This is a genomic window from Priestia flexa NBRC 15715 (assembly GCF_001591565.1).
In the GTDB taxonomy this organism is placed as follows: Bacteria; Bacillota; Bacilli; order Bacillales; family Bacillaceae_H; genus Priestia; species Priestia flexa.
The window spans coordinates 15,664-37,917 of the sequence record NZ_BCVD01000025.1 but is presented as its reverse complement, the minus strand read 5'-3'; the positions used below and the strand labels follow the sequence as shown (position 1 = coordinate 37,917).

The 22,254-nt window shown below is 40.2% G+C and carries 25 protein-coding genes and 1 other annotated feature; of the genes, 2 read left to right on the top strand and 23 right to left on the bottom strand.

From position 1 onward, the window contains the following. Positions 1–87 precede the first annotated feature (87 nt). The 6 genes from BFL01S_RS06525 to nadB form a co-directional block, all read right to left on the bottom strand. The gene (locus BFL01S_RS06525) at positions 88–816 is read right to left on the bottom strand and encodes a YhcN/YlaJ family sporulation lipoprotein (protein WP_061785232.1); all 729 of its coding nucleotides are present in this window, start codon (positions 814–816) and stop codon (positions 88–90) included. 97 nt (positions 817–913) lie between these two features. Continuing rightward, positions 914–1,897, bottom strand: coding sequence for a phosphotransferase (locus tag BFL01S_RS06520; RefSeq protein ID WP_139325230.1), 984 nt, complete (start codon positions 1,895–1,897; stop codon positions 914–916). Beyond that, positions 1,878–3,146, bottom strand: coding sequence for a SafA/ExsA family spore coat assembly protein (gene safA / locus BFL01S_RS06515; RefSeq protein WP_061785230.1), 1,269 nt, complete (start codon positions 3,144–3,146; stop codon positions 1,878–1,880). Before safA ends, BFL01S_RS06520 begins: the two co-directional genes overlap by 20 nt. 208 nt (positions 3,147–3,354) lie before the next feature. Beyond that, a complete protein-coding gene (nadA, locus tag BFL01S_RS06510; protein WP_061785229.1) occupies positions 3,355–4,455 on the bottom strand; it encodes a quinolinate synthase NadA in 1,101 nt (366 codons plus the stop codon). After that, complete coding sequence (gene nadC / locus BFL01S_RS06505) at positions 4,442–5,293, bottom strand: carboxylating nicotinate-nucleotide diphosphorylase (RefSeq protein WP_061785228.1); 852 nt, start codon at positions 5,291–5,293, stop codon at positions 4,442–4,444. The genes nadA and nadC overlap by 14 nt, the downstream gene beginning before the upstream one ends. Positions 5,294–5,331: 38 nt before the next feature. Continuing rightward, entirely contained in the window at positions 5,332–6,867 is a 1,536-nt protein-coding gene (gene nadB, locus BFL01S_RS06500) for an L-aspartate oxidase (RefSeq protein WP_061785227.1), read from the bottom strand. Positions 6,868–7,006: 139 nt separating this feature from the next. Between nadB and BFL01S_RS06495 the strand changes: the two genes are divergently transcribed. Both BFL01S_RS06495 and BFL01S_RS06490 read left to right on the top strand, forming a co-directional pair. Then, a complete protein-coding gene (locus BFL01S_RS06495) occupies positions 7,007–8,143 on the top strand; it encodes an IscS subfamily cysteine desulfurase (RefSeq protein ID WP_061785226.1) in 1,137 nt (378 codons plus the stop codon). A gap of 4 nt (positions 8,144–8,147) precedes the next feature. Beyond that, the gene (locus BFL01S_RS06490) at positions 8,148–8,693 is read left to right on the top strand and encodes a transcription repressor NadR (protein ID WP_061785225.1); all 546 of its coding nucleotides are present in this window, start codon (positions 8,148–8,150) and stop codon (positions 8,691–8,693) included. 17 nt (positions 8,694–8,710) lie between these two features. Here BFL01S_RS06490 and pheA read toward each other — a convergent pair whose 3' ends face one another. The 17 genes from pheA to BFL01S_RS06405 form a co-directional block, all read right to left on the bottom strand. Beyond that, on the bottom strand, positions 8,711–9,580 hold the full coding sequence (gene pheA / locus BFL01S_RS06485; protein WP_061785224.1) for a prephenate dehydratase: 870 nt from the start codon (positions 9,578–9,580) through the stop codon (positions 8,711–8,713). 32 nt (positions 9,581–9,612) lie between these two features. Next, entirely contained in the window at positions 9,613–10,062 is a 450-nt protein-coding gene (gene thrR, locus BFL01S_RS06480) for a transcriptional regulator ThrR (protein WP_025908521.1), read from the bottom strand. A 29-nt stretch (positions 10,063–10,091) separates the two neighbouring features. Continuing rightward, positions 10,092–11,378, bottom strand: coding sequence for a GTPase ObgE (gene obgE, locus BFL01S_RS06475; protein ID WP_025908522.1), 1,287 nt, complete (start codon positions 11,376–11,378; stop codon positions 10,092–10,094). 56 nt (positions 11,379–11,434) lie between these two features. Beyond that, positions 11,435–11,974 (bottom strand): Spo0B C-terminal domain-containing protein, encoded by a 540-nt coding sequence (locus tag BFL01S_RS06470; protein WP_025908523.1) that lies wholly within the window; start codon positions 11,972–11,974, stop codon positions 11,435–11,437. Between the two features lie 179 nt (positions 11,975–12,153). Beyond that, positions 12,154–12,447, bottom strand: coding sequence for a 50S ribosomal protein L27 (gene rpmA, locus BFL01S_RS06465; protein WP_025908524.1), 294 nt, complete (start codon positions 12,445–12,447; stop codon positions 12,154–12,156). Positions 12,448–12,463: 16 nt separating this feature from the next. Beyond that, complete coding sequence (locus tag BFL01S_RS06460; RefSeq protein WP_025908525.1) at positions 12,464–12,796, bottom strand: ribosomal-processing cysteine protease Prp; 333 nt, start codon at positions 12,794–12,796, stop codon at positions 12,464–12,466. Between the two features lie 12 nt (positions 12,797–12,808). Further along, entirely contained in the window at positions 12,809–13,117 is a 309-nt protein-coding gene (rplU, locus tag BFL01S_RS06455; protein ID WP_025908526.1) for a 50S ribosomal protein L21, read from the bottom strand. Between the two features lie 14 nt (positions 13,118–13,131). Then, positions 13,132–13,204 (bottom strand) — a sequence feature (ribosomal protein L21 leader region). A gap of 80 nt (positions 13,205–13,284) precedes the next feature. After that, positions 13,285–14,742, bottom strand: a complete 1,458-nt coding sequence (locus tag BFL01S_RS06450; RefSeq protein ID WP_061785223.1) for an Rne/Rng family ribonuclease — start codon at positions 14,740–14,742, stop codon at positions 13,285–13,287. 88 nt (positions 14,743–14,830) lie between these two features. After that, positions 14,831–15,694, bottom strand: coding sequence for a M50 family metallopeptidase (locus tag BFL01S_RS06445; RefSeq protein ID WP_061785222.1), 864 nt, complete (start codon positions 15,692–15,694; stop codon positions 14,831–14,833). Further along, entirely contained in the window at positions 15,687–16,478 is a 792-nt protein-coding gene (locus BFL01S_RS06440) for a M23 family metallopeptidase (protein WP_025908529.1), read from the bottom strand. Before BFL01S_RS06440 ends, BFL01S_RS06445 begins: the two co-directional genes overlap by 8 nt. Before the next feature lie 140 nt (positions 16,479–16,618). After that, positions 16,619–17,419 (bottom strand): septum site-determining protein MinD, encoded by an 801-nt coding sequence (gene minD, locus BFL01S_RS06435; protein WP_025908530.1) that lies wholly within the window; start codon positions 17,417–17,419, stop codon positions 16,619–16,621. Between the two features lie 2 nt (positions 17,420–17,421). Continuing rightward, positions 17,422–18,105 carry a septum site-determining protein MinC gene (minC, locus tag BFL01S_RS06430; RefSeq protein WP_061785221.1) on the bottom strand — a complete coding sequence of 228 codons (684 nt, stop codon included), beginning with the start codon at positions 18,103–18,105 and terminating at the stop codon, positions 17,422–17,424. Positions 18,106–18,223: 118 nt separating this feature from the next. Continuing rightward, positions 18,224–18,745 (bottom strand): rod shape-determining protein MreD, encoded by a 522-nt coding sequence (gene mreD, locus BFL01S_RS06425; RefSeq protein WP_061785220.1) that lies wholly within the window; start codon positions 18,743–18,745, stop codon positions 18,224–18,226. Then, complete coding sequence (gene mreC / locus BFL01S_RS06420; RefSeq protein ID WP_061785219.1) at positions 18,745–19,626, bottom strand: rod shape-determining protein MreC; 882 nt, start codon at positions 19,624–19,626, stop codon at positions 18,745–18,747. Before mreC ends, mreD begins: the two co-directional genes overlap by 1 nt. Before the next feature lie 19 nt (positions 19,627–19,645). Beyond that, entirely contained in the window at positions 19,646–20,671 is a 1,026-nt protein-coding gene (locus BFL01S_RS06415) for a rod shape-determining protein (RefSeq protein ID WP_025908534.1), read from the bottom strand. Positions 20,672–20,899: 228 nt separating this feature from the next. Further along, positions 20,900–21,586 (bottom strand): RadC family protein, encoded by a 687-nt coding sequence (radC, locus tag BFL01S_RS06410; RefSeq protein WP_025908535.1) that lies wholly within the window; start codon positions 21,584–21,586, stop codon positions 20,900–20,902. A 16-nt stretch (positions 21,587–21,602) separates the two neighbouring features. After that, entirely contained in the window at positions 21,603–22,178 is a 576-nt protein-coding gene (locus BFL01S_RS06405; RefSeq protein ID WP_061785218.1) for a Maf family protein, read from the bottom strand. Positions 22,179–22,254: the final 76 nt, after the last annotated feature.

Below are 22,254 nucleotides of genomic sequence, written 5' to 3'. Positions count from 1 at the left end.
AGGTTTATCATTGGCCAAATTACTTATGTCCCAGCCTCATTCGGATATCTCGTTGACTGGAATACTGATGTCCCAGCTCTTTTTTACTTAGCGGTCTTTACGATTAACATTTTCATCAATGGATTCATACAAGCTGTTGATATTTGTACGAATAATTCCGTTATCTACACCGTTACGAATGTCATTATCAATATTACGAACGCTATTGAACATTCCGTTATCTACCTCAACTTGAAGATTATATTTTTTAGCTAAAGGCTTTACTTCTTTTTGCACAGCTTTTTTAAGCTCTTCTTCGTTCACGTTGCTGTTAGCTGGATCAACAGCTACCAACATGCGGTTATCATCAACTACTACTCTACAGTCTTTCACACCGTTTACACCAGCTGCTTTGTCTGCTACTTTCTCAGTCAAGTCTGCTGGGTAAGCATTTGTATTCGTTTGCGTAAGATTGTTTCTACCATTGAGATGACCGTGATAATTCCTATCACTACCACCGATGTTAGCATTGCTATAAAAACCATTTTTATTTGTAGATGGGTTTTGATAAGAATTAGTTGGGCTATCATAACGCCCATCCGTTACGTTTAACGGAGCAGTTCGTCTATTGTTGTTATTTTCGTCGTCGCCGTCTAACATATCCGTTACAGGGCCTTTTCCTTGGTCAAGACGATGCTCATTTTCGTTTTCACTTGTATAGTAACCAACAGGCTCAGTGTTATCGTTATAACGCTGTTCCATTCCTTGGTCACTTGTACAAGCCGTTAAGCCAAACATACAGCCAGCTGCTAATGATGAAATGATATACTTGTTCAATCGAAACTCCCCCTTTAAATGAGCCACCTTATAGCGGACTCACCATTAGGGTCTTAAAGTTGAGCAAAATTTATGCTGTCAGTTAGCGGTAAACTCTTTAGATATTGGGGAATATACGCAATATCTCCCTATTTGTTAATTCTGCTTTTATAGCTTGCTTTTCAGTCCATTGTTTTAGCTGAATAAGCTCTTTATATGAAGGTGATATGCTGGTTAAACGAATGTACCAAGGCAGCAAAAGCATAGCTGGAAAGCGCAGAGCCGCAGCAAAATACGGTAAATGAAAAAGATTGCTCATCCCCTCTTCCTTTAGCAGCTTTTCAATAGAAAAGTCTTCCTGTAATAAAAAGCGTTGAGCTAGTTGAATATAATCCGTAAAAAATGTGGATTGAGCTGCACAATCAAAATCAATTAAATAATAATCGTTATTAACTCCCCTTAAAAAATTATGAGAAGCCGTGTCACCATGGATTATTGTGTGTTGATGCTTCTGCCCTTCATGTTCGTATTTATGCATGGTTACTAAACTGTTTTGACATAACTCTTCAATAACTTTATACGTTCTTTTTCCAATGATGGACTCAATAAGCTTGTTATGATGAATAAAACTAGCAAGTCGCTTTTGCCACACGTGAGTAAGTTCATACATTGGAAATATGTCTTTCACATCATACCAAGCAAATGCCGCGGTTTTATGATAAGAATGTAGTAGCTCAATGACTCGCTTTCGGTGATGGGATTGTTCATATGAAACCGGTGACTTTGTTTGGAGATAAGGCATAATTCCCCAAACTTCTCCTCTGGTTTTGATCACAACCTCTCCATCTGAAAAAGGTTCAAAATTAATGGTAGCGTTAAACCCGTGCTGTTTGAGTGCTTGAATGAACTGAAAATTACGATTAATCGTGTTTTCATACCGATACTTCTTTATTATTTTCATCCCTTGATTCGTGTTTACATAAAGTACGTGTGGCTTTTTTATATAGTATTGCTTCACAAGAATTCCTTTTTCTACCAAACAAAAAAAGAGGCGATGTATAGAGTCATCGCCTCTGCCGTTATTAATCTTCATCTTCTTCATAATCGGGTATATTAAATAAATCCGGATCAACCGCTGGATATGGCGGTGCCCCTATCATACCAAATGGGGGTCCATACGGGGCTGGGTACGGTGCCAAGCGCTGATCTTGGTACCCATATGGCATCTGTTGGTATCCATACGGCATCTGCTGGTGTCCATATGGCATGGGCTGAGGAGATCCACATCCGCAGTCTTCTTGCGGTTGCTGGTATGGCATCTGCATACCCATTACGCTATTGTTTTCCATCTCTGGAGATTCCATCATTTCACCTTGTACCTGTGGCATCGACGGATACATTGGATACGCAGGTTGCTGGTATCCCCAAGGTGGTGGACAAGGCGAGCATTGAACCGGACCACATGGCATATACGGATTCATCATTGGGTAAAATGGTGCATTCGCAGCATGCATTGGCGCATTTGGATGTTGCATTTGACCAGCTACCATTTGGTTATTTTCCATGGACTCCATTTCTTCCATTGCTCCCTGTACCTGTGGCATCTGCCATTGATGTGGATACACAGGATATGCTGGTGGCATTGGCGGTGGATAACACGGCATATAATGAAATCCACATCCAGGCATTACTGGAGAGATTGGTACAATTGGATAGCATGGCTGTTGTACCGGTGCTTCTACACTCTCCATCTCTGGACTTTCAGATGACTCTACAACAGCTTCTACTTTTGGCTCTTCTTTTTTCGGCTGTTGCATCGCCATGTTTAACGTATAGTAATTGTTAATGTCAATTTCAGGAGCGATTGGCTGAATCTTTGGAAGCTTTGGCATCTTAGGCATTTCCTTTTTAGGCGCTTCTTTCTTTGGTGCCTCTTTTTTTGGCATTTCCTTCTTTGGTGCTTCTTTCTTCGGCGCTACTGGTGCTTCCTTCTTCGGCGCTACTGGTGCTTCCTTCTTCGGCGGCTGAGCAATTGGCATCTCTTTTTTCACTGGCTGCATGCTCGGAATTGGTGATTGTTCACTATCTATTTCTGTTACCGGATAAGCTTTCGTTGATTGGTCGCTATATGGATGCTGGACTTTAGGCATTTCTTTAATCCCTAATGAGTTCCCTTCATTTGCAACAGGTACTCCGCCAGTTGGCACTTTAATTTTCATTCCAGGCATAATCATGTCTGGATTGCTTAATTGTGAGTTCATTTTTTTAAGCTCTTCAAAGTTTGCGCCATATTTTTGGGCAATTTTCCAAAGGGTATCCCCTTTTTGGACAATATGGATTTTCAACGTCATTCCCCTCCCGAGTCGAGTATATTTCATCTATATGTGCGGAATCAAAGCAAGTTCTGTTTGTTCATCACAACATATGCCTTGAACAAGTATTTTATTCTTGATGCTTAAAAGTTTGGATTTTTTTATAAAAAAAAGATCCATCACCACAAATGTATGTGAGAGGATCTCTTTTATGCTTGTTTTTCACTTTTCATTTAGTCCGACATCTTTAAACCATTGCAAGCATATTGTTGAGTGCTTTTTGAGCCAGTTCTGCTACTTCAGACTCCACTTTAATTTCATTGATGGGCGTGCCCTTATCAATCATTTCTAAAGACCAAAGCAAATGAGGAAGATCAATACGATTCATTGTTAAACAAGGACACATATACGGATTAAGTGAAATAACCTTCTTATCATCATGAGCATGAATCAAGCGGTTAACCAAGTTCATTTCTGTTCCAATTGCCCACTCTGAACCTGATGGAGCTTGTTCAATCGTCTCCATGATGTACTTTGTTGAGCCAGCGTAATCAGAGTGCTGCACTACGTCATGCGTACACTCTGGATGCACAATGATGTTCATGTTCGGGTGTGCTTTACGTACATGCTCAATGTTTTTCAACGTGAAATTTTCATGAACGGAGCAGTGTCCCTTCCACAGGATAATCTTCACATCTTCTATATCACCATCAAAAACGAGCTCATTTTCAATGGGATCCCAAATAGCCATTTCAGAAAGAGGCACTCCTAATTCATAAGCTGTATTTCTTCCTAAATGCTGATCTGGTAAAAATAAAATACGCTGTTTTTTAGAAAACGCCCACTGAACCACTTCTTTTGCGTTTGATGACGTCACGGTTGCTCCATGATGTTTGCCGACAAACGCCTTGATTTCCGCGGTGGAATTAACATACGTAAGCGGTATAATCGTGTCTCCAAACAAAGATTGCAAAATCGGCCATGCTTTTTCTGTTTGTTCAATGTTAGCCATATCGGCCATAGAACATCCTGCTCGCATATCAGGTAACACAACTCGTTGATTACTCATTGTTAAAATATCCGCCGTTTCTGCCATAAAATGAACACCACAAAATACGATATAAGCAGCTTTTTTATTTTCTGCCGCCATTTGAGATAGCTGCAAGGAATCTCCTACCGCATCCGCGAACTTGTAAACTTCATCCTTTTGATAATGATGTCCTAATATGTAAAGCTGAGCGCCAAGCTTTTGCTTAATGATTCTAATTCTTCTCTTCATCTCTTCGTCCGACATCATTGAATACTCAAAGGGTAATGTCTTAGTCTTTAACGTTTCAAACAAGTTCATAGTTCATTTCCTCCACGTTTAAGCTAATATCAAGTGACTGCACAGAGTGTGTTAATGCTCCTAAGGAGATGTAGTCAACACCCGTGTCTTTATATAAAGCTATATTATTCAAATTCATTCCACCAGAAGCTTCTGTCGTAATGTGGTTTGGTACCTGAGAAATCCATTTCTTAATCGTTTGTGGGTCGCAGTTATCAAACATAATAATATCTACGTCTGCTTCAACCGCTTCTTTTAGCTGTTCCAGGGTCTCTATCTCCACTTCTACCTTTACCATGGGTCCAATATATTCTTTCACTTTTAAAACAGCGTTTTTAATAGAACCTGCATACGCAATATGATTATCTTTTAACATGACTCCGTCGTACAACCCAAACCGATGATTAACTCCTCCACCCATTCGAACAGCATACTTTTCTAACCCTCGAAGCCCAGGCGTTGTTTTACGCGTATCACAAATTTGTGTATGCGTCCCTTCCATTATTTTTCTCGCTTGAAAAGTCATCGTTGCGATTCCGCTCATGCGCTGGATAAGGTTTAATATAACGCGCTCTCCCGTTAAAATTGCTTGTATTGGTCCGTGAACCTTTGCAATGATATCTCCAGCTTCAACGTACTGTCCATCTTTTATATAAAGCTGAACTTTCGCTTGTTGATTTAGTAATTGAAAGCCTTCTGTAATAATACTATCACCCACAAAAACTCCACTTTGCTTAGTGACAATTTCAGCGCTTCCCGTTTCGTGACGTGAAAAAATGGCTTCACTCGTCAAATCCTGATCTCCAACGTCTTCAATAAAAAATTGATGAAGAAGTGCTTTAACCTTCAATGCGTTCATACAATTCCCCTCGTTTTCTTTGTATCATTCATTACCAATTACGCTAATACGCCTCGTAAAACATGAGTAACTTTTTGTTTCTCCCACTGATGACTAGTTTGAGGAAAGTCAGACCTGTAATGTGCGCCTCTGCTTTCACATCGATGTATCGCTGCAGAAGCTATGAGTTTTCCAAGTCTGAGCATCAAAATTCGCCGCCTTTGTTGTTCGGGATATGACCTTGTAAAGCTAAAATCCAACGAGTCTAGCTCCTCATCAAACCAGCTGATTGCTTGACGGAGACCAGCTCCGTTTCGAGTGATTCCTACGTGCTGCATCATAACGGCTTGAATATCCGCTTGATGCATAATTAAAGACTCCTCAACTCTTGAAATCTGATAGTTTGTTTTATAATCTACGACTCGCCTACTTTCTTTTGATAGGATATGGCACCCTGCTCGTCTACCGAATACGATACACTCTAACAACGAGTTACTAGCTAGACGGTTTGCACCATGTACGCCTGTACAGGCTGCTTCTCCTACAGCATAAAGAGATGGAATGGTCGTTTCTCCGTGTTCGTTAACTTTGATTCCACCCATTAAAAAATGTGCACCTGGTATGACAGGTATTCGATTTTTGGAAAGGTGAATATTTGCTTTTTGACAAAGAGCTTTTATTGTCGGAAAGCGTTTGTTAAACTTTTCTACTTCGCTAATATCTAAAAAGACATCTTTTCCTTTTTGTATTTGCCCAAAAACTGCTCTTGCTACAATATCTCGCGACGATAGGTCTTCAAACGGCTGAATTCCTTTCATGAAGCGCTCTCCATCTTCAGTTACGAGCACGCCTCCTTCACCGCGTACCGCTTCTGATACCAGTCCAGCAGCATGATTCCCCTCTCGCAAGAGCGTAGGGTGAAACTGAATAAATTCTAAATCTTCAAGTTCTGCTCCCACATCATAAGCAAGCATCAAGCCGTCTCCAGTGGCGTAAGCATGATTGGACGTATACTGATACAAACCGCCGATTCCACCAGTAGCCACTACAACATGCTCTGCTAAATACGCTTGTATCTTCCCTTTTCGTCCTTCTCCAATCGCTCCAATACATCCTTGTTCATCACAAATTAGCTTATGAACAATTTGATGCTCTATAATTTCAACATGAGGTAATACGCGCTTCTTTAAAAAGGCAAATAATAAAGCACCCGTTTGGTCTCCTCCTGCATGCAAAATTCGATTTAATCGATGAGCTCCTTCTCTACCAAAATGCAGGCTGCCATTTTGGAATTGATCAAACTCCATGCCGTTAGCAATGAAGTCGAATACGCAGCTGATTCCTTCTTTAGTTAATATATGTACGGTCTCTTCGCTGCAGTGACTGCTACCAGCTGCTAACGTATCATAAGCATGTTCTTGCCAACTATCATGGTTTCCCACCGCCGCTGCAATTCCACCTTGCGCTAATACAGAATTGTTTTGTTCTATGCTTCCTTTTGTTACAATCGTAACTTTCTTATATGGATACAAAGCAGAAGCCGTAGCTAAAGCTGCCAATCCACTTCCAATAATCAACACGTCCGTCTTATGCATGCTTCACCTCTTACACTTCTGTTAATTTATAAAAACAAAAAACAAGACAATTAACTTTACATGTGTATTGACACTTATATTTACATATTATTAAATAAAAGACAAGATATTTTTTATTTTGAACGAAAGAGGGAAAGCTATGATTTACCTTGACTATGCTTCAACCACGCCCATGAGTAAGGAATCAATCCAAGCATATCACACAGCGGCCACATCGTATTATGGAAATACAAACAGCTTACATACGGTTGGTACGCAAGCAGATGATTTGCTTTCTTTATGTCGACATCAGCTCGCTTCTCTTATTAATGGAGAGCAACAAGCCATCTACTTTACAAGCGGAGGCACGGAATCAAACGTACTTGCTATCCGCTCGCTTCTCCATTACACAGAGCATAGAGGAAAACACATTATAACGACTTCGTTAGAGCATTCCTCCGTCTTACAGGCTCTCTCTTCGTTCCAAGAAGTAGAGTATACTATTACTTATCTACCAGTCACAAAAGATGGCGTTGTGTCGATAGAAGCTTTGCAAGACGCCATTCAAGACGACACAGTTCTTGTAGCCATTCAGCATGTCAATCACGAGCTAGGATCAATTCAGCCCGTTTATGATATTGGACAACTGTTAAAAAAACGAGACATTTGGTTCCACTGCGACTGTGTGCAGTCATTTGGAAAATTACCGATTAACGTGAAAGAAGCAAACATTGATAGCTTATCAGTATCAAGCCATAAACTATATGGTCCAAAAGGCGTCGGATTCGTTTACATTCAACCAAGTTCTTCTAAAGCTTCTGCTTCCCTAACTCATTTCCTTACAGAAAGCCATAGAGGAACTGTGAACGTCCCTGGAATTGCAGCGTTTACGACGGCTGCTGAACATGCTTATACTCAGTTAAAACAAGCCTACAATCACTTCGAACACTTAAAGTCATACTTGCTTATACGCATCAAGGAGTTACAGGGATTCGTTGAGATGGAAGCAGCTAGCTCAGCTCACTTTCCTGGTATAATCGGACTAACGTTCCGCAACGTACAAGGTCAGTATGTTATGTTACAATGTAATCGTCACAATATCGCAGTAGCAACGGGCAGCGCTTGTACAGTTCATAAACAAGCCCCTCTTCGTTCGCTACTAGCTATTGGAAAAAGTCCAGAGCAAGCCAAAAATTTCATTCGCATTTCCTTTAGTTTGCATACGACTACGAAAGATTTAGATGAACTAATGAATGTGCTTCATTTATTACATAAAGAGATTATGAAGGAGCGGTAAGACCATGTCAGAAAATCAACGCAAAGTTTTAGGTGAAGAGCGACGAGAACTCATTTTACAATGGTTAAAAGATGAACAGAAGCCGATGACAGGCAGTGAACTATCAAAAAGAACAAAGGTAAGCAGACAGGTGATTGTGCAAGATATCTCGCTCTTAAAAGCCCGTAATGAACCTATTTTAGCCACAAGCCAAGGCTATATTTATATGCAGTCTCCTGGCCAGGCATCCTCTCAGCAGCGAATTATTGCTTGTCATCACGCACCTGAAGATACAGAGAAAGAGCTTTTTCTCATCGTAGACCACGGAGTGTGCGTAAAAGATGTAATCATTGAACACCCCGTATACGGAGAGCTTACGGCTTCAATGATGGTTCAAACTCGTAAAGATGTAGAAGCTTTTTTACACAAGATTAATCAAACCAACGCAACCTATCTTTCACAATTAACAGAAGGCACCCACCTTCACACGCTTGAAGCAGACTCCGTTCAGAAGCTTGATGCAGCCTGTCATGCACTTGAGCAAGCTGGCTACCTATTAAAGAGTGAATAAAAAAATCCCGCTATGTTTTATAGCGGGATTTTTTGGTCGAGTAGCGTATGGGGATAGCTTCCTAAAACAGCTACCTTACATCCAAGTGCTTCAAGTTCAGCAATCGCGCTTGGGATGAGCACCTCGTCCATTTTCTGTTCAATATCGACAATAAAGAAGTAGTTTCCTAATCCTGTCTTCATTGGCCTTGATTCAATTTTAGATAGGTTTAGCTTACGCCATGCAAACGCAGACAGTACTTGATGTAGTGCTCCTGCTTGATCCGATGGTAATGTAATCATTAACGTCGTCTTGTAACCATTCTCTTGCTCAAATGGCACTGCGCGAGTTCTATCCTTATGAAGTACAACGAATCGAGTCGTGTTGTGATCATAATCATGAATATTTGGGCGTGCGATATGAAGCCCATACTCCTTAGCAGCTAGCCCGTTGGCAATCGCACCAACAACTTCTCCAGGGTTCTCGCTAACATATTTTGCAGCAAATGCTGTTGATGTCATTTCTTCTACAGGAACATGAGCTAAGCTGCCATATAAAAACTTATGGCACTGCGCAATGGCATGAGGATGTGAATAAACAGCCTTGACCTCTTCCCATTTGTCTGCATGATCAGGATGAACCATCAAATGCTGACGAATCGGTAAAATGATCTCGCCTACTACTGGAAGACGATGCTCATGAATTAAATAATCAAGTGTTAAATTAACGGAACCTTCTAGTGCATTTTCAAGCGGAACGATTCCATACTCTACTTCTTCGTTATACACCGCATCAATACAAGATGGAATAGTCTTAAAGGGAATCTGCTCATATTCTGAAAATACTTCTTGAACTGCTACATGTGTAAATGTTGCTTTTGGTCCTAAATATCCTACTTTCCCCACGATTCTTCTCTCTCCTGTCTATGTCTGCTTTCTAGTTAAGCACCTGAACCAAGGACTTCAACCTTGTCCACAAATGCAAGTCTTTTTAACTCTCGTAACAAATCGTTCAACTCAACCTTCATACTTGCAATATCTAGTGAGAGCGTAACGTTTGCTCTACCTTGCAGCGGAATGGTTTGGTGAATCGTTAACACGTTACAACCCGAAGAGGCTACGACACTTAGTAAATGAGATAGCGTACCTGAGCGATCTTCCAGGTGAAAAAAGAGCGAAATAATTCGCTGTGTAACAACCGTTTGAAATGGAAACACAGTATCTCTATATTTATAAAAAGCACTGCGGCTTAAGTCAACCTCTTGAACTGCATCGGCTACGGAAGCTGATTTTCCACGTTCAATTAGCAGCTTTGCATCCAGCGTTTTCTTCATTGCTTCTGGCAATACATCTTCTCGTACTAAATAAAACTGCTTATCCGCCTTATCCAAGTCAAGCCCCTCCCCCGTGACATGAATGATTAGTCGATAAATTCGAACTCATATTCAAATAGCTTTACAATATCTCCATCTTTTGCGCCTCTTTCACGAAGCGCTTCGTCTATGCCCATACCACGAAGCTGACGAGCAAAGCGACGAACAGATTCGTCTCTTGAGAAATCTGTCATCTTGAACAGCTTTTCGACTTTTTCGCCATCTAATACAAATGAACCGTCGCTATCGCGTGTAATTTGGAATTCAACTTCCTTCTTCTCGTGCTTGTAAAGTACGCGGTGAGTCGATAAATCTTCCTCTTCATGCATTGGGAATTCAGGCGTTGTGTCTACAAGATCAGCTACCGTAAACAACAATTCGCGTATTCCGTCACGCGTTGCAGCAGAGATAGGGAATACTTTTACTTCATCTCCAATTTTTTCTTTAAAACGAGCTAAGTTTTCTGCCGCTTCTGGAATATCCATTTTATTTGCTACTACCACTTGTGGACGCTCTGTTAAGCGTAAATTATATTGGCGTAGCTCTTCATTGATTGTTAGATAGTCTTCGTAAGGATCGCGACCTTCTAATCCAGACATGTCTACTACGTGAACAATAACTCGCGTACGTTCAATGTGGCGTAAAAACTGATGTCCTAAACCAACGCCTTCGTGTGCACCTTCAATTAAACCTGGTAAATCCGCCATAACAAAACTACGGTTGTCTCCCGTTTCAACGACTCCTAGATTTGGTGCAAGCGTTGTAAAATGATACTCGGCAATCTTTGGCTTCGCAGCAGACGTAACCGATAGTAAAGTTGATTTTCCTACGCTTGGGAATCCAACTAATCCAACATCCGCCAGTACTTTTAGCTCAAGGATAACATCGCGCTCTTGTCCTGGCTCTCCGTTTTCAGAAAGCTCTGGAGCCGGGTTAGCTGGCGTTGCAAAACGCGTATTTCCTCGACCTCCGCGTCCACCTTTTGCAATAACCGCACGCTGACCGTGTTCTACTAAATCTGCAATTGTTTCTTTTGTCTCTGCATCAACCACAACTGTTCCTGGTGGAACTTTAACAACCATTGCTTCTGCATTGCGCCCGTGCTGGCCTTTTGACATGCCGTGCTCACCACGATCTGCTTTAAAGTGTCGCTTATAGCGAAAATCCATCAGCGTACGTAACCCTTCTTCTACTTCAAAGATAACGTCTGCTCCGTGACCACCGTCACCACCAGCTGGACCTCCTTTTGGCACATACTTTTCACGGCGGAAGGCAACCATACCATTTCCTCCGTCGCCACCTTTCACATATACCTTGACCTGATCTACAAACATGTACTTTCACTCCGTTCTAGTTCATTCTTCTGTACGCTTGTACAAAAGAGATCTACTCATGTATTTAACTTAATTTGAATATTAAACTCAGTTGGAAGAATTTCTTGTTCAACGCATGTAAGCATTTGACCATATTCATAACTACCGAGCTGTTCTTGTAAATTTTGCATATCCGTTAGTATTCCACTAAAATCAAAAAAGAAACGAGGTTCCTGCTCTTCGGTGCATAATGAAATACTCAAATAATTATCAGCATGATAATCAATATGAGATTCTAGCAAACCCGTTAAATAACGGCACCATTTGTATACTTCATTATCATACTTTGATAAATCCTGAGCGTTTCCGAGCACTTCAAGTTCTAACCGAACCGCGTGGTTATACCAGTGGTAAGTCATAACAAAACCTGTGAACAAATGCATATTCATGCTTGTTAATTTTGATTCGTGCTGTGACTCGTTCACGATTGTATTGATGATGTCGTTTGCTCGATCTACCCGATTCAGTGCTAAATTGCCTTTGATTAGCTGTATCTTATTTAGCCAATCATGCCTAGCATATTTTAATACTTCGACAACATCCCACTCTTTTTTCATTTTCGCACTCCTAACTAACTTTTGACTCGAGCATAAGTAACTTCTAGGCGATAAAAAACATCTCGCATCATTGTTATTTAATATGTTCGATTATAACAAATTCCAGTGGAGAATAGGTGAATTATTCTACAAAAAGAAAACTCTAACCTCCATTGAGGTTAGAGTTTTCTTTTCACAGCTTATGCTTCTTGAGCTACTGGATATACAGATACTTTTTTACGGTCACGACCGAAACGTTCGAATTTAACGATACCGTCGATTTGAGCGTATAGAGTATCATCTCCACCACGACCTACGTTTGCACCTGGGTAAATTTTAGTACCGCGTTGACGGTATAAAATTGAACCACCAGTTACGAATTGGCCATCAGCACGTTTAGCACCAAGACGTTTCGAGATTGAATCACGACCGTTTTTAGTACTACCTACTCCTTTTTTAGAAGCGAAGAATTGAAGGTCTAATCTTACTAACATGACATCCACCTCCTGTTTAATTGTCGTTAATTTTTATATATTTACTGTAGTCTAATTCGATTGTTTTCAAAGACACGACCATTCCTTCTAGCAAAAGATGAATTTGCTCCAATGCTGATAAATCAACATTTCCTGGAATCTCACAGCGAAGATATCCACCATCTCCACCCTGCTTGATAACTGGCGTTACGCCGGTTATTGAATGAATAGCGTTTAAAGTGCCAAATGAAACTGCCGATGCTCCCGCACAAACAAGATCTTTTCCATGCTCGGAAAATTCAGCATGTCCACTCATCGTGAACCCGTCGATTTGCTTGTTTGCGTTACGAGAAATTGTCACCTTAATCATCAGATGCTAATCTTACGCGTTGATAGCGTCGATAACAACTTTTGTGTAAGGTTGACGGTGACCTTGCTTACGACGATAGTTTTTCTTTGCTTTGTATTTGAATACAGTGATTTTCTTAGCACGACCTTGTTTTTCAACTTTAGCCGTAACTGTTGCACCTTCAACAAATGGAGCACCAACTTTAACGTTGTCGCCACCTACAAATAATACTTTATCAAAAGTAACTGTTTCGCCTTGTTCACCAGCAAGTTTTTCGATGTAGATTGCTTGACCAGCTTCTACTTTAATTTGTTTACCACCAGTTTCGATAATTGCGTACATTCTCTGCACCTCCTCTAAAAACTAAGACTCGCCATCACAGGTGCCTATACTAGACTTAAAACCTGTTCTGAGCGGTTGTAGCACGGGTGCTACAAACCAACATATTAAATCTTACTACAGTATGAAGGTAAGTGTCAATTACATTTGCAACTTTATTCATAAAAAGATTACTTTCTTAATCTGTCCCGAATGACAGATTCTTTCCCAACGTATTTAACATGGTACATATGAGAAGCTGAAAGCGTTGGCGTACAGTAAAGCTTCAGTCCAATCATTTCTTCTATCGCATGAAAGAAACCATCGTTCTTTAAGTATTTTTCTACATCTTCGCGCGTTTCAACCCAAATGGCTTCTTCTGTTGAAAATCGATATTCCCATAGCTTACGCTCAATTTGAAACGCAATGGCTTCTGCATCCATTACTCGTCCTGTTCCATTGCAAACCTGACAAGCCGTCGTTAAGGTAGAACCGATGCTATCACGTACCTTTTTGCGCGTTAGCTGCAAAATACCGAGTTCAGTAAACCCAACTACGGTAGTACGAACTTCATCCTCTTTTACAATGTCTTGAACATACTTTAGCACTTCATCACGATCTTGTCGGCTGCTCATGTTAATGAAATCAATCAATACCATCCCGCCAATGTGGCGAAGCTTTAGCTGCTTAGCTATCTCAAAAGCAGCTTCTTTATTAACGCGTAAAATGTTTTCTCTCAATGAGCTTTTCCCGCTAAACTTTCCTGTATTTACGTCCACTACCGTCATTGCTTCTGTTTCATCAATGACAATATAGCCACCGCTCTTCAGCCAAACAATGCGTTTCAAAAGTTTTTCCAATTGGCTTTCAATCTCATAGTGCTCAAATACGCTTTCAGTGCCTTTATAATAGTAAAAAGGTAATGTTGGATACGCCTTAAGAAGCTGTTGGTATTCAGTAAAATCATCCACTACGAATTCTTGTATTGATTTTTTACTCGCATTTTGTACAAATGCATTCAAAAACTCTTGGCCTTTTTTTAAGAGCTTCGGTGCCTTTTGATTCTTGTTCGCTACGATTTCATGTTGATACTGAACTCGCAGCTCTTTGACTCTCTTTATTACCTGTTCCTCTGTCAGCGATTGAACAGCTGTCCGAAAGACAAGGCCTTCTTTCTCTTCAACCAGCTGTTGACCAAGCTGCTTCCACTTAACTCGCTCTTTCTCCTTCATCTTTTTCGAAGTTGCCACATAGTTTCCGTCTGGTAAATAAACAAGTTCTTCCGTTGCAAATTCAATCACACCGGTTAAGCGCGGTCCCTTTGTTCCAATTCCTTCTTTAATCACCTGAACAACAATAGCTTCTCCTTCTCGAATAAAAGCTGACATTGGCTTACTGTCTCTTTGAGTGTCCGAATCATTTCGATATGAAACGAGCTCTTGCTGATGAATAAATCCATTTTGTGATAGACCAATATCAACAAAAGCGGCCTGCATACCTGGTACAACCCTCACAACTCGACCTATATAAATATCACCAACAATTTGGTGCTTATTCTGCTCTTCTAAATAAATCTCTTCTAGCTCTCCATCATTTATAACGGCAATGCGCTTCGATTTTGTTGCAGCATTAATAATACATTTTCTCACGTTTAAATCTCCACTTCTTTAATGTTCAATAAAAAAAGTCCGGCTACACGTTCAGCCGAACCTTACCTTCTTTATATGTTACTTGATTTTAATAGATAGATACAAGTTCATCAAGCGAGCTGTCCACTCTTTTCTCCACAAAATAAGCATGAAGCAGTTCGTTTTCATCAATTCTCAACGCTTCACCGTTTGCTTGAAACACAACCATATGCTTACAGCCTCTTTTAAACTTTTTTAATACATCATAAATCTGCTCATTTGCAGAAGCAGTTACTGGCTGTAAAGTAGAAATTGCATTTTCTTTCCCATGATATCGTTCTAGTAAAAAGCGCATGTAGACAAAATGACGGTTTCGCCATTCTTGATAATGACAAAGAATCAAAAAGGCTAGCACCATCCATAAATGAAGGTGCATTGCATAAAAAATGGCCGTATAGAGGCATAACGCTATTAAAAATCCACTTGATAGTTTTAGCATTCGTTCATGTGCTGTTAAAAACGGCGCATATCTACTGCACCATAAAAACAAAATCTTTCCTCCATCTAGAGGCCAAATAGGTAACAAATTAAAAAAGAAGATAAGCGCATTTTGATAGAGAAATTGTTCATACGTTTCCGCTTGAATCCAACCAAGCTCAGCAAATAAATAAGCACCGCCAACGAGCCAAATATGCTGAATAGGTCCGCTAATCGTAACGATTAGCTCTTCACGAAATGGACGGTTTCCATGTTCATCCACTTCCGCTACTCCACCAAACGGCAGCAGCATAATTCGCTTGATTCGCCATGAAAAATGGTGAGCAGCAAGCGCATGACCCAACTCATGAATAAGGATAATCACAAACAAAATCATCAGCGGCTTAATCGCCGCTGTAAAAATCCCAATAATAAAAACCCCCCACAACAGAGGGTGAATATGAATTTTCATCAGCAGTGATAAGTAGCTATTCAAATTGAATCACCTGACTAGGGTCCACAAACTTTTCACCTTTTTTAATTGCAAAATAAAAGAGGCCTGTTTCTCCGTCATCTGAACTCGCTACTACGCCAAGTTGTTTTCCTTTATTAACAAAGTCATAAACGTTTACATCAACCGTCTTTAGTTGCCCATACCATGTTTCAGAGCCATCAGCATGTTGGATAATTACTGTGTTTCCAATTCCATCTCGTTTTCCAACATAGCGAACAATTCCTTCGCTCATCGCTTCGACAACAGAATCTGCTCCCGTTTGAATCGTTACACCCTGCTTATCTTCTTCAAAGGTCTCCATTACTTTTCCAGATGCAGGCATAACATAATCTCCGCTGACGCTTTGTTCATCGCTTTTAGGTTCAGCCTTTTGTGGTAAAAGCGTGAGCGGTTTGCCAAATTGATCTTCGTACCAAGATGAAACAGCAGCAAACTGAAATTCTTGATCCATCGCTGTAGAGATGTACACCCTTGCTTTTTCAAACGTTGGGGAAGGACTTTTAAATAAAATAGCGACGATAAGTACTAAGCAAGCTGACGCTAAGACTTTAAAAAAGAAGCGCTCTTTTCGAAAAAAGGGATAGCGCTCACCGCTACTTTTAGTAGGTGTATATTCAATAGGTGAATAATCAGGAAGTCCATACTTTTCTTCTTCACTCATCAATGACGTATGAAGCGGTTCATGCGGGATTTTCTTAGCAGTAGAAAGCTGCCTTTTTTTACGCTCAGCAATTCGCTTTCGAATTTCATCAGCACGTCGATTCATGATTCATCATTCTCCTTGTCCTTAAACTTATATAATTTAATGTATGACTTGTCCGGCATCGTTATGACAGGATAAAAATGATGAATAGTGAAACAAAAAAAGCTTCCACAATGGAAGCTTTTCAAACAAACGCTTTGTTTTTATGCACGTACACCAAAGAATCGTTTGATGCGTGCGAACATCCCTTTATTTTCATCATCAAGCGATTGTAAAGGAACGGTTTCACCAAGAATTCGTCGCGCAATATTACGATAAGCAATGGAAGCCTTACTAGATGGGTCCATAACGATGGGCTCACCGCTATTAGATGCTTTAATGACATTTTCATCATCGGCTACAATTCCGATGAGGTCAACTGCAAGCAGCTGAGCAATTTCATCCACATCAAGCATATCTCCGTTTTTCATCATATGGCTTCGAATTCGGTTAATGACAAGCTTTGGCGATTCAATATCTTCTTGCTCGAGCAACCCAATAATGCGATCAGCATCACGAACAGCTGACACTTCCGGAGTTGTCACAACAAGCGCTTTATCTGCGCCAGCTACTGCATTTTTATATCCCTGCTCAATACCAGCTGGGCAATCAATAATGACATAGTCATACTCTTGCTTTAATTCAAGAATCAGCTCGCGCATTTGCTCTGGCTGAACAGCTGTCTTATCGCTCGTTTGAGCAGCAGGAAGCAGATACAAACATTCAAATCGTTTGTCTTTAATTAAGGCTTTTTGAGGTTGGCAGCGCCCTTCTACCACGTCTACAAGATCATATATAATTCGATTTTCCAGTCCCATCACAACATCTAAGTTGCGCAGACCGATATCAGTGTCTACTAAACAAACGCGCTTTCCAGCTAACGCTAGCGCAGTACCTAAGTTGGCAGATGTCGTTGTTTTTCCAACTCCACCTTTACCAGACGTAACAACAATAGCCTCTCCCACTGTCAAATTCTCCTTTCTAACCTTGTCAAGTTAGGTCGTAGACTCGCTAAACCTTGAACGCGGTCTATAACTATTTGATTCGCGTCATCTAAATACGCACACTCCATGACACTTTGCTCTTTTTCACTATCCTCTTCTTCAGGTCGTGTGATAACATCAGCAATTCGAAGCTGAGACGGTTGCATAATTGAAGCTGCAATAACCGCTGTTTTATTACCACGATACCCTGCATGAGCAATTCCTTTTAAAGCACCTAATATAAAAAGATTTCCCCCTGCTACAATGGTTCCCCCAGGATTGACGTCGCCGATTAACAATAAGTCTCCTTCGACGTGAAGTACTTGTCCTGAGCGAACAACTTTTGCAACAGAAACTAATTCTTCTTCTTCTTTTACCCGTAATGCATCCTGTTTTAAAATGACGTTACTATCGATTTTTTTGACTACTAAGTGTCGATTCTTCTCGATGAGCGCCTTTAACTCGTTTTCCTGGTCTTCAGTCATAAAACGATTTCCAGCTTTTACATATACGGTGACATGCTGCTCGTCATCTCCATGTTTATTCGTCAAAAGCTTCGTCTGTAGTTCAGCTAATAGCTCCTCGAACGAACATGCGTCATTGAGATGGAGCGTTAGTCCATCTTTCGTTCCTTTAATAGTTATATTTTGTTGCTTTTGTTTATTCAAGACGCTCACCTCAACGAATATATAATTTCGACAGAGACTTACCAATTCCTTTTTTTCACTCGCAGAATCACAACATTTCTACGAATTTGGAACTAGAAAATTGACTTTTTTTGAAGTATTATCGTTCCTTTGCATAAAACAGTGAAAAATATTGAAAACACTTTTGTAGAGGTAGCGCAAAAATCACCGTAAAAATTGCATTTAAAATCAGAGTTACATAAAATCGTTCGGCTAAGAAACGCCCCATTAGCATATCCGATACCCCGATAATTGTATTAATGCCATATACATAAAACTCAATAATGGCAACTGCGATCAAACAAATTAAAAGCACCACTAACAAATTGTTTTGCCAAATCTTTATAAGCTGTGACACGATATAGCAAACGGCTGGTAAGCCAAGTGCATAAATACCCAGTACGTCCGTAAAGGCAATATCATATAAAAATCCAAAAACAATCCCAAAAATCATCGCCTGCTTGCGATTAATATAGATGGTCATAAATACGAGCGCAATTAAAACAAAGCGCGGCGATAAAAGCCAGTCTCGAAAAGCTGGCTGCATCGCAACAAAGTTCACAAAAATGCTTTCTAACATAAAAATAACTAGAATTATGAAAGGTAAGAGGAAGCGTTTCATCACTCTTCCTCCTCTGCTTCTAAGCTGTCTTCAGACATCACTGTACTTCTTTTAGCGACCATAACATGATCAAGATCGTATAAGTCCGTTGATGGCTTAATGTATGCTTTTTGTGTTAAACCGTACTCATCAGGCTCAATTTTCGTAATTTCTCCAATAACAAGTCCGCTTGGAAATACACCATCTTCGCCTCCAAGGCCAGAGGTAACAACTTTTTGTTTTTCTTTAATTTCAGCATCAAATGGAATTCGTCTTAATAAAAGAGCTTGTTCTTCTTCGTCGTATCCTTCAATTAAACCGTACACAGGTTTTTCCGCTTGAATCTTAGCCGATACGCGGTTGGTGCGATCGGATGAGCTAATTAATTGAACCGTTGAAGTAAACTGAGAAGCATGTTTCACCTTCCCAATTAGTCCACCTGGCGTAATCACGGCCATGTTTTCTTCAACATTGTGAACTTTTCCTTTATCAATGGCAATAACGTCATGCCAACGGTCTGGGTTTCGAGCGATAACCGTTGCTTCAATTGGATCGTAAGCTTTGAGGTCGCTTTCTTTATCCATTTGTTCACGCAGCTTATCATTTTCTGTTTCTAGCTCACTTACTTTCGCTTCTAATTGCATACGCTCATCAAGACGTGCTTTTAGCACTTCATTTTCTTCATATGTACGCTTTAGGTCACCTACATTTTCAAAGAAACCCGCTACATACTGTGCGGGTTGGTGAAATGTAGCCTGAACAAGACCGACCGTGTCTTTCACAAACTGTTCAGGCCACGTTACATCTTTACGACCATTTAACGAAAAACCAATCAATGCCACTAATACAATAATACTAACTAACAAAATAACTAGACGCTTATTTAAAAAAAACTGTGGCACGATTTACACCTCTTACTGTTTAGCGATACGAATCGCTTGTACGATTTTTGAATAAATCAATATTATCTAATGCTTTTCCTGTTCCAATTGCTACGCAGTCTAACGGATCTTCTGCAATGACAACAGGCATATTTGTTTCTTCACTAATTACACGATCTAAATTACGCAGTAAAGCGCCACCGCCTGTTAATACAATTCCGCGATCCATAATATCTGCCGCTAGTTCTGGTGGTGTTTTTTCAAGCGTACCTTTTACTGAATCAACAATTGCTGAAACCGTATCTTTCAGCGCATCAGCAATCTCTTCTGCTGAAATCTCAATTGTTTTTGGTAATCCAGTTAATAAGTCACGTCCACGAATTTCCATGTTGTCGATTCCTTCAGGGATACCTGCTGAACCAATTTCCACTTTTAACGCTTCTGACGTACGTTCACCAATCATAAGATTGTAATTTTTGCGAATATATTGGATGATTGCTTCATCCATTTCGTCTCCGGCAATACGGATTGACTGACATGTTACAATACCACCTAGTGAGATAATGGCTACTTCTGTGGTACCGCCACCGATATCAACAACCATGCTTCCTGTTGGTTCCCAAACAGGTAAATTCGCACCGATTGCTGCTGCGAATGGCTCTTCAATTGTATAAGCATCACGAGCGCCTGCTTGACGAGTTGCGTCAATGACTGCGCGCTTCTCAACAGCCGTAATTCCCGATGGTACGCATACCATTACATAAGGCTTGCCAGCAAACAAACTTTTTGTCTTTTGCGCTTGTTTGATGTAATATTTCATCATTGTTGCTGTTGTTTCATAATCTGCAATTACTCCATCTTTCATAGGACGAAGTGCTACAACATTTCCAGGTGTACGACCAATCATATTTTTTGCATCATTACCAACCGCTACGATTTGCTTTGTATCTGTTTGTAATGCTACAACTGACGGTTCACGTACAACGATTCCTTTTCCTTTAACATAAACAAGTGTATTTGCAGTACCTAAATCTATTCCAAGGTCTCTAGTACCGATTCCAAACATGTGTCTCTTCCTTTCTCTTACCGAAATGCAAAGGCTAAACCCTCTCAGTCGATTTCACCATTTCATTATTAACATTTTTTATTTTCTATACTTCTTTTATAGATGTCAACGCCAAATATTGTATGATATATTTTCATACTTTGTCTATTAATAACCGATGATTGTAAAGAACTTGTCATTTAAAATCATGACTACTATTATAACTCAAGGAAATTAAAAAGCATAGCATTACATATATCCTTTTTCTTTTAAGCTAATATATTTTCGATCCCCGATAATTAAATGGTCTAAAAGTTCAATACCAATGATTAATCCACACTCTTGTAAGCGTTTAGTCACATCGATATCTTCTCGACTAGGTGTAGGGTCTCCGGAAGGATGATTGTGTACACAAATAATAGAGGCTGCCGAGCGACGGAAAGCTTCTTTAAAGACTTCACGGGGGTGTACAATCGATGAATTGAGGCTACCAATAAAAATGGTTTGTTTATGAAGAACCTGATTTTTCGTATTTAAGTAAAGACAGACAAAATGCTCTTGAAGTAATGTACGCATTTCTTCCATTACGTAATTTGCTCCATCTTCTGGGCTTCGAATAGCATACTTTACTCCTGGTTTCACCTGAGCCATTCGCTTTCCGAGTTCAATCGCAGCAATAAGGTGAACTGCTTTTGCTTGTCCAATCCCCTTCATTCTTACCATTTCATCCAGCGTTGCATTTTGCAATAGCTCCAATCCATCAAAATAGCGAAGGATTCGGTTGGCAAGTTGAAGAACGGATTCTTCTTTCGTTCCTGTTCGAAGCAGGATAGAGATAAGCTCGTGATTTGATAAACTGGAAGCACCTTTTAGCATGAGGCGCTCCCTTGGTCTTTCTTCATATGGAAAATCTTTCATTATCAATGACTCATTCATCAAATGGTTTCCCTCCTCAAATGGAGTAGACAAAACCACGCTTTCTCAGTTCTCTTATTGTGCGAGACAATGGCAGACCAACAACAGAGAAGTAATCACCTTGAATGCTTTTGACAAACACAGCTCCTAGGCCTTGTATACCGTACGAGCCCGCCTTGTCCATTGGCTCACCCGTTCGAACGTACTGCGTAATTTCATCTACTGTTAACGGCCAAAATTCAACATCTGTTTTTTCATAAAATGTCTGAACTTGCTCACCTTCCACAAGAGCCACTCCTGTGAGCACTTGATGTTTTTTTCCTGAAAGCATCTCTAAAGTTTTAACTGCTTCTGCTTCGCTAGCTGGCTTTCCTAAAATACTGTCTTTGTACACAACAACCGTATCGGATCCTAGCACAATATGATTCGGATACAGAGTTGCAACATCAGACGCTTTTTGCAACGCTAAGTCCATCACCACTTCAGACGGTGAATAGTTGTGATTAACTTTTTCATCAACGTTGCTTACATGTACGGAAAAAGGAATGTGAAGCTGCTGTAGCAGTTCTTTACGACGAGGAGAGCCAGAGGCTAATATTAATTCTTTGTTCATTGATCTCAACCTTTACACTTCGAATATTTGAAAAAAAGAACACATCTCAATTTTAACAAGATTAACTATTTTTTAC